This is a genomic window from Herpetosiphon sp. (assembly GCF_003512625.1).
Classification (GTDB): Bacteria; Chloroflexota; Chloroflexia; order Chloroflexales; family Herpetosiphonaceae; genus Herpetosiphon; species Herpetosiphon aurantiacus.
Map to the genome: position 1 here is coordinate 522 of NZ_DOPT01000079.1, position 5,368 is coordinate 5,889.

The 5,368-nt window shown below is 50.9% G+C and carries 6 protein-coding genes; 2 read left to right on the forward strand and 4 right to left on the reverse strand.

Annotated elements, in window-relative coordinates; translation table 11 throughout:
- Positions 1 to 653, forward strand: a 653-nt coding sequence (locus DEF47_RS17060; protein WP_287045254.1) for a pyridoxal-phosphate dependent enzyme, incomplete at its 5' end; no start/stop codon positions are given.
- Positions 654 to 847: 194 nt separating this feature from the next.
- Here the strand turns inward: DEF47_RS17060 and DEF47_RS17065 are convergent.
- From DEF47_RS17065 to DEF47_RS17080, 4 genes are all read right to left on the reverse strand, one after another.
- The gene (locus DEF47_RS17065) at positions 848 to 1,087 is read right to left on the reverse strand and encodes a YtxH domain-containing protein (RefSeq protein WP_012190866.1); all 240 of its coding nucleotides are present in this window, start codon (positions 1,085 to 1,087) and stop codon (positions 848 to 850) included.
- A 105-nt stretch (positions 1,088 to 1,192) separates the two neighbouring features.
- Positions 1,193 to 2,428 (reverse strand): organoarsenical effux MFS transporter ArsJ, encoded by a 1,236-nt coding sequence (gene arsJ / locus DEF47_RS17070; protein ID WP_012190865.1) that lies wholly within the window; start codon positions 2,426 to 2,428, stop codon positions 1,193 to 1,195.
- Between the two features lie 9 nt (positions 2,429 to 2,437).
- Positions 2,438 to 3,451 (reverse strand): ArsJ-associated glyceraldehyde-3-phosphate dehydrogenase, encoded by a 1,014-nt coding sequence (locus DEF47_RS17075; protein ID WP_012190864.1) that lies wholly within the window; start codon positions 3,449 to 3,451, stop codon positions 2,438 to 2,440.
- Positions 3,451 to 4,224 carry an arsenate reductase/protein-tyrosine-phosphatase family protein gene (locus DEF47_RS17080; protein WP_012190863.1) on the reverse strand — a complete coding sequence of 258 codons (774 nt, stop codon included), beginning with the start codon at positions 4,222 to 4,224 and terminating at the stop codon, positions 3,451 to 3,453. The genes DEF47_RS17075 and DEF47_RS17080 overlap by 1 nt, the downstream gene beginning before the upstream one ends.
- Positions 4,225 to 4,396: 172 nt before the next feature.
- On the opposite strand from DEF47_RS17080, the gene DEF47_RS17085 reads away from it, so the two are divergent.
- The gene (locus tag DEF47_RS17085) at positions 4,397 to 5,179 is read left to right on the forward strand and encodes an SDR family oxidoreductase (protein WP_012190862.1); all 783 of its coding nucleotides are present in this window, start codon (positions 4,397 to 4,399) and stop codon (positions 5,177 to 5,179) included.
- Positions 5,180 to 5,368 lie beyond the last annotated feature (189 nt).

Below are 5,368 nucleotides of genomic sequence, written 5' to 3' on the forward strand. Positions count from 1 at the left end.
TGACCATGCCCGAAACCATGAGCTTGGAACGGCGCAAATTACTCAAAGGCTTTGGAGCCGAATTAGTTTTGACTCCAGGCTCCGAGGGCATGCCTGGGGCAATTCGTCGTGCCGAAGAATTGGCCGCCGAAAATCCAGGCAGCTTTATTCCGCAACAATTCAAAAATAAAGCCAACCCAGCGGTTCACCAACGCACCACCGCTGAAGAAATTTGGAATGATACCGATGGCGCTGTCGATATTTTGGTGGCCGGGGTTGGGACTGGTGGCACAATCACTGGGGTTGCTTCGGTGCTCAAAGAACGCAAGCCAGGCTTTAAGGCAATTGCGGTCGAGCCAACTGCCTCGCCAGTCCTTTCTGGGGGCAAAATGGGGCCGCACAAAATCCAAGGGATCGGTGCTGGCTTTGTGCCCGACGTGCTTGATACCAGCGTAATTGATGAAATTATTCAAGTTACCAACGAACATGCCTTTGAATGGGCACGCAAATTGGCTCACGAAGAAGGCTTGATGGTGGGAATTAGCTCAGGGGCCGCCGCATGGGCCGCCTTGCAAGTAGCAGCCCGCCCTGAAAATGCTGGCAAAACGATTGTCTTTATTGTGCCAAGCAACGGCGAACGCTACCTGAGCACGCCATTGTTTGATGCTGAGTAGAATTTAGGGGTCAGGGGCTAGTTGTCAGAGTCCAGAAAAAGCTAGAAGTAATGTTAACGCAGAGGCGCAGAGTCTTGATAAGGATGAAGGCGGTTTCAACCTGATCCCTAGCCCCTGACAGCTGATCCCTAAACCAACAACACCCTCAGCACCGAACCATGCTGAGGGTGTTGAATTTTTAGCAATTCGTGCAACTAGGCGGCTGGCGGAGGAGCTTCGTCGCCGTCGATGCCCAATTTATCTTTGGCGGCTTCATACACATCGCTGGCTTTATCGCCGACGACTTCGGCAACATCACTAATTTTTTCGGCAGCTTGTTCGGCTAGATCGCCCGCTTTTTCAGCGGCATCGCCGATAAATTCACCAACCGACTCGGCGACATCCTTGGCTTTATCAACCAAATTTTCGAAAAACCCTGGTTCATTATCAGTCATGGGGTTTCCTCCGAAATGCCACGTGGTATCTACCACGATCGCTTGCTTAGCTCTATTGTAGTAGATTCAGGCCAACTTACAAGTAGCAATTTGGTTCCATTCTGCTCAGATCGAGCTAGCTTTGGCCTGCTGTTCGCCCAACAGCGGTTGGTTTGGCACACGCGGCAAGCTCAACGAGATCACGGCTGTGATTGCGCTCAGTAAGGCCGCTGCCCATAAACAGCCTGCCAACCCATAGCTTTGATACAGCAGACCCGAAAGAATTGTGCCAAGCAGGCGGCCCAAGGCGTTGGCCATATAGTAAAAACCTACATTCAAAGCCACATCGGCTTGGTCAGTGTAGGCTAAAATCAGGTAGGAGTGGACTGCCGAATTCAGCGCAAAAATAAATCCAAAGCCAATTAAGCCGACCACAACCACGATAGCCGATTGTTGGTTGATTTGCACAACACTGGCAATCGCAGCCATAATCAGCATCAACAAGCCAGCCAAAATTGTTGCAGCCCAGCCGTTGGGCGTGGCTTGCCAGCGGCGGGTAATCGCTGGCGCAAGCGCTTGAATCAGGCCATAGCCAATCACCCATAAGGCCAAATAGCCGCCAGCCTGCCAAAACGACCAGCCAAGCACTTCACTCAGAAAAACTGGCAAGCCGACCACAAACCAGACATCCCGCGCTGCAAACAAAAAACAACGCGCTGCTGAAAGCAGATTGATCGCGCGGCTTTTGGCAAATAGTTGTTGCCACTTCGGCTTGGCTTTGCTACGCCCCAAATCGTGTTGCAAAAAGCTGAATGTGCCAATGGCAGCTACGGCAATCAAACTCGCAAGCACAGCGAAGGCACTGCGAAAGCCAATGGTGCTCAGCAATAGGCTGCCCAAGAAAAAGCCCACACCTTTGAGCGCATTTTTCGAGCCAGTCAAAATAGCTACCCATTTGAACAAAGTTGATTGAGCATCTTCAGCCACCAACATTTTGATGCTGCTCTTGGCACTCATTTTGGTCAGATCTTTGGCGATGCCCGAGCCAGCTTGCGCTAGCATCACATATGTCACGCTGAGCCAAGCACTGGGCACAACCATCATGCCCAAAGCGATAACTTGTAACACCAAGCCAGCATGTAAGGTGCGATTCAGGCCAAAGCGTGCGCCCAGCCAGCCACCAAACAAATTGGTAATCACCCCAAATACTTCATAGAAAATAAAGAGCGCCGCCACCGCCAAGGCACTATAGCCAAGTTGATGAAAATGAAACAAGACCAACATACGCAACGCGCCATCGGTCAATGTAAAGGCCCAATAAGCGGCGGTAACAATCGCATACTCTTTGAATTGTTGCTGCATAGTCGGCTCCTAGCCCGCCTGAAGTTGGGCGACCTTAGCGGCTAGCTCCAACATTCGATTCACATAGCCAATTTCGTTGTCGTACCAAGCCATAATTTTCAATTGAGTTTGGTTGGTAACGGTCGTCAGCGCTGCATCGATAATCGCCGAACGTGGATCGCCCTTGTAATCGACTGAAACTAAGGGCCGTTCTTCATAGCCCAAAATGTCTTTGAGCGCTCCGCGACTAGCCTCCGCCAAAGCCCGATTAACCGCTTCACTGGTGGTTGGTTGGGCCAATTCAAAGACACAATCGGTCAGCGAGGCATTCAACAAAGGCACGCGAATCGCCACACCATCCAAACGACCTGCTAATTCTGGAAAGATCATGCCAATTGCGCTGGCTGAGCCTGTGCTGGTAGGAATCAGCGATTGGCTGGCGGCGCGGGCACGGCGTAAATCTTTGTGCGGTGCATCGATCAGATTTTGGGTATTGGTCATATCGTGAATTGTGGTGATCATGCCATGCTTAATGCCGAATTGTTCATGCACAACTTTGACAATGGGCGCTAAACAATTGGTGGTGCACGAGGCGGCAGTTAATAAACGATGCTGCTGCGGATCATAAAGCTGATCATTAACTCCCATCACGATGTTGAGTGCACCCTGTTTTACGGGTGCGGCAACGATCACGGTTTTAACTCCAGCCGCAAAATAGCCAGCTAGTTGCTCTGGGCTACGAAATTTGCCTGAGCATTCCAGCACCAGATCAACCTCATGGCTAGCCCAATCGGTTGCTTCAATTGTTGAATGATTGCTATAACTCAGGCGTTGTTGCTCGATCATCAGGGCTTGCTCTTGCGATGAGACTCCATGATTCCAGCGGCCATGAACTGAATCAAAAGCCAGTAAATGGGCGGCGGTTGCAGCATCGCCTTTGAGTTCGTTGATATGCACCCATTCAAATCCTGGGCGATTCCAGCCAGCCCGTAATGCGAGCCGCCCCATGCGCCCAAAGCCATTAATGCCAATTCGTAAAGCCATTATTTGCTCCCTTCACGTTGTTGGCGCTCGATTGTGGTCAGCAAAAAGCGAATGCGCGTCATCAGTTGCTGGGCGGTGGTTTCAATTGTGGCAGCTTGGGCTAGTTCGCTGGTTTCACGCAGCGGGTCGGCAAAACTCCAGTGCATGCTGGTGGGATGGCCAGCAAGCGTTGGGCATTGTTCACGAGCGCGATCGCAGACCGTAATCACATAATCGAAATCTTGCTCAAGGTAAGGCTGGAGTGTCTTGGAATACAGGCCAGCACTCGAAATCTTTTTTTCTTCCAAAGTAGCTAAGACCAAAGGATTCACCTCGGCAGGTTGGGTTCCGGCGCTCACTACATCAAGCATGGAGCCACCGAGATGGCGGGTAATTGCCTCGGCCAACTGTGAGCGAGCACTGTTGTGGGTGCACAAATATAAAATCCGCACTGGTTTGCTAAGTTGATAGGCTTGGCTGGTGGTTTTGGCGGCAAATGGATCAAGATCAGGGTGCAGGGCTTGGGCACTCGCTTGGTAGGCGGTTTGCAAGCTTGGCAAATCGAGATGGTAATAGACATCACGGCCATCGGCTTCGCTGCGGCGTTCGATCACCAAGGCGGCTTCGCGTAGTAGCCGTAAATGATAGGAAACCACATTCATTGGTGCTTGCAAGGCCGCCACACATTCATGCACCCGATAATCACTATGGACTAAAAGTTGTAACAAGCGCCAACGGAGATCGTGCGATAGCAATTTGAGCACAACAGGTGGTTCAAGCCCAAGACTTTGCATAAAAACACTCCAAATTAAATTGTTTCAAATTATTTTGAAGTATATTGGCGATATTGCAAAAAAGCAAGTATGAATGTTGATGGATGCTGGCGCATCGATTTTTCTTGATTCTGAGCACACAACTTGCATTGGCTGATTGCAAGGATTGTGAACTGAAGGAAGGAGCATTCGCATGAATTTGCGTAATACTGTGGCCTTAATCACTGGGGCTGGCTCGGGCATTGGCAAGGCCACGGCCTTATATTTAGCGGCGCATGGTGCAAACGTTGCCGCACTTGGGCGGACTGAAGATGAATTGACCGAAACTGTTGAGACGATTCAGCGGGCGGGCGGCGACGCATTGGCCTTAATTGCCGATATTACGCAGCCCGATGAGCTGCAAGCTGCTGTTGATCAAATGCTCGAAACATGGGGCAAGCTCAATTGTGTCTTTGCCAATGCTGGGATTAACGGCGTTTGGGCACCAATTGAGCAATTGAGCTTGGAAGAATGGCAGAACACGTTAAACATTAATTTAACTGGTACCTTCTTAACGCTGCAAACAACAGTACCGGCGCTCAAAAAGCAGGGTGGCGCAATTATCATTACCTCATCGATCAATGGAACTCGTACATTTAGCAATGTGGGTGCGACCGCCTACTCGACCACCAAGGCTGGTCAAGTGGCTATGGCCAAAATGCTGGCCTTAGAACTAGCCCAATTTAAGATTCGCGTGAACGTTATTTGCCCAGGGGCGATTGAAACCAGCATCGACGAAAGCACTGAAAAACGGGCAATTGAAACGGTGGCCGTGCCCGCCGAATTTCCTGAGGGCGATATTCCCCTGACCCATGGTCAACCAGGCACAGCCGAACAAGTGGCGCAATTAGTCGGCTTTTTGGCTTCCGATGCAGCCAGCCATATCACGGGCACGGAAATCTGGATCGATGGTGGCCAATCGTTATTGCGCGGCTAGCGGAAGTGTTGCCCTCACCCACGATTCCTCTCCTTTCAAGGGTAGGTTTTTTACAATCATGGTGACTCACCACCCTTCCGTCCCGCCTCAAGGCGGGAGACGCAGGGGGCTTTAATCCCTCTGCACCCCCTCAAGGACAATCAGAGGCAATTATGCATTCATTGATGAACCAACATTGCCGTGGTTCAC

What these genes read in the sequence shown, in the direction of transcription:
- DEF47_RS17065 (WP_012190866.1), bottom strand. Translation starts at nt 1,087, where the DNA reads ATGACTGATAATGAACCAGGGTTTTTCGAAAATTTGGTTGATAAAGCC.
- arsJ (WP_012190865.1), bottom strand. Translation starts at nt 2,428, where the DNA reads ATGCAGCAACAATTCAAAGAGTATGCGATTGTTACCGCCGCTTATTGG.
- DEF47_RS17075 (WP_012190864.1), bottom strand. Translation starts at nt 3,451, where the DNA reads ATGGCTTTACGAATTGGCATTAATGGCTTTGGGCGCATGGGGCGGCTC.
- DEF47_RS17080 (WP_012190863.1), bottom strand. Translation starts at nt 4,224, where the DNA reads ATGCAAAGTCTTGGGCTTGAACCACCTGTTGTGCTCAAATTGCTATCG.
- DEF47_RS17085 (WP_012190862.1), top strand. Translation starts at nt 4,397, where the DNA reads ATGAATTTGCGTAATACTGTGGCCTTAATCACTGGGGCTGGCTCGGGC.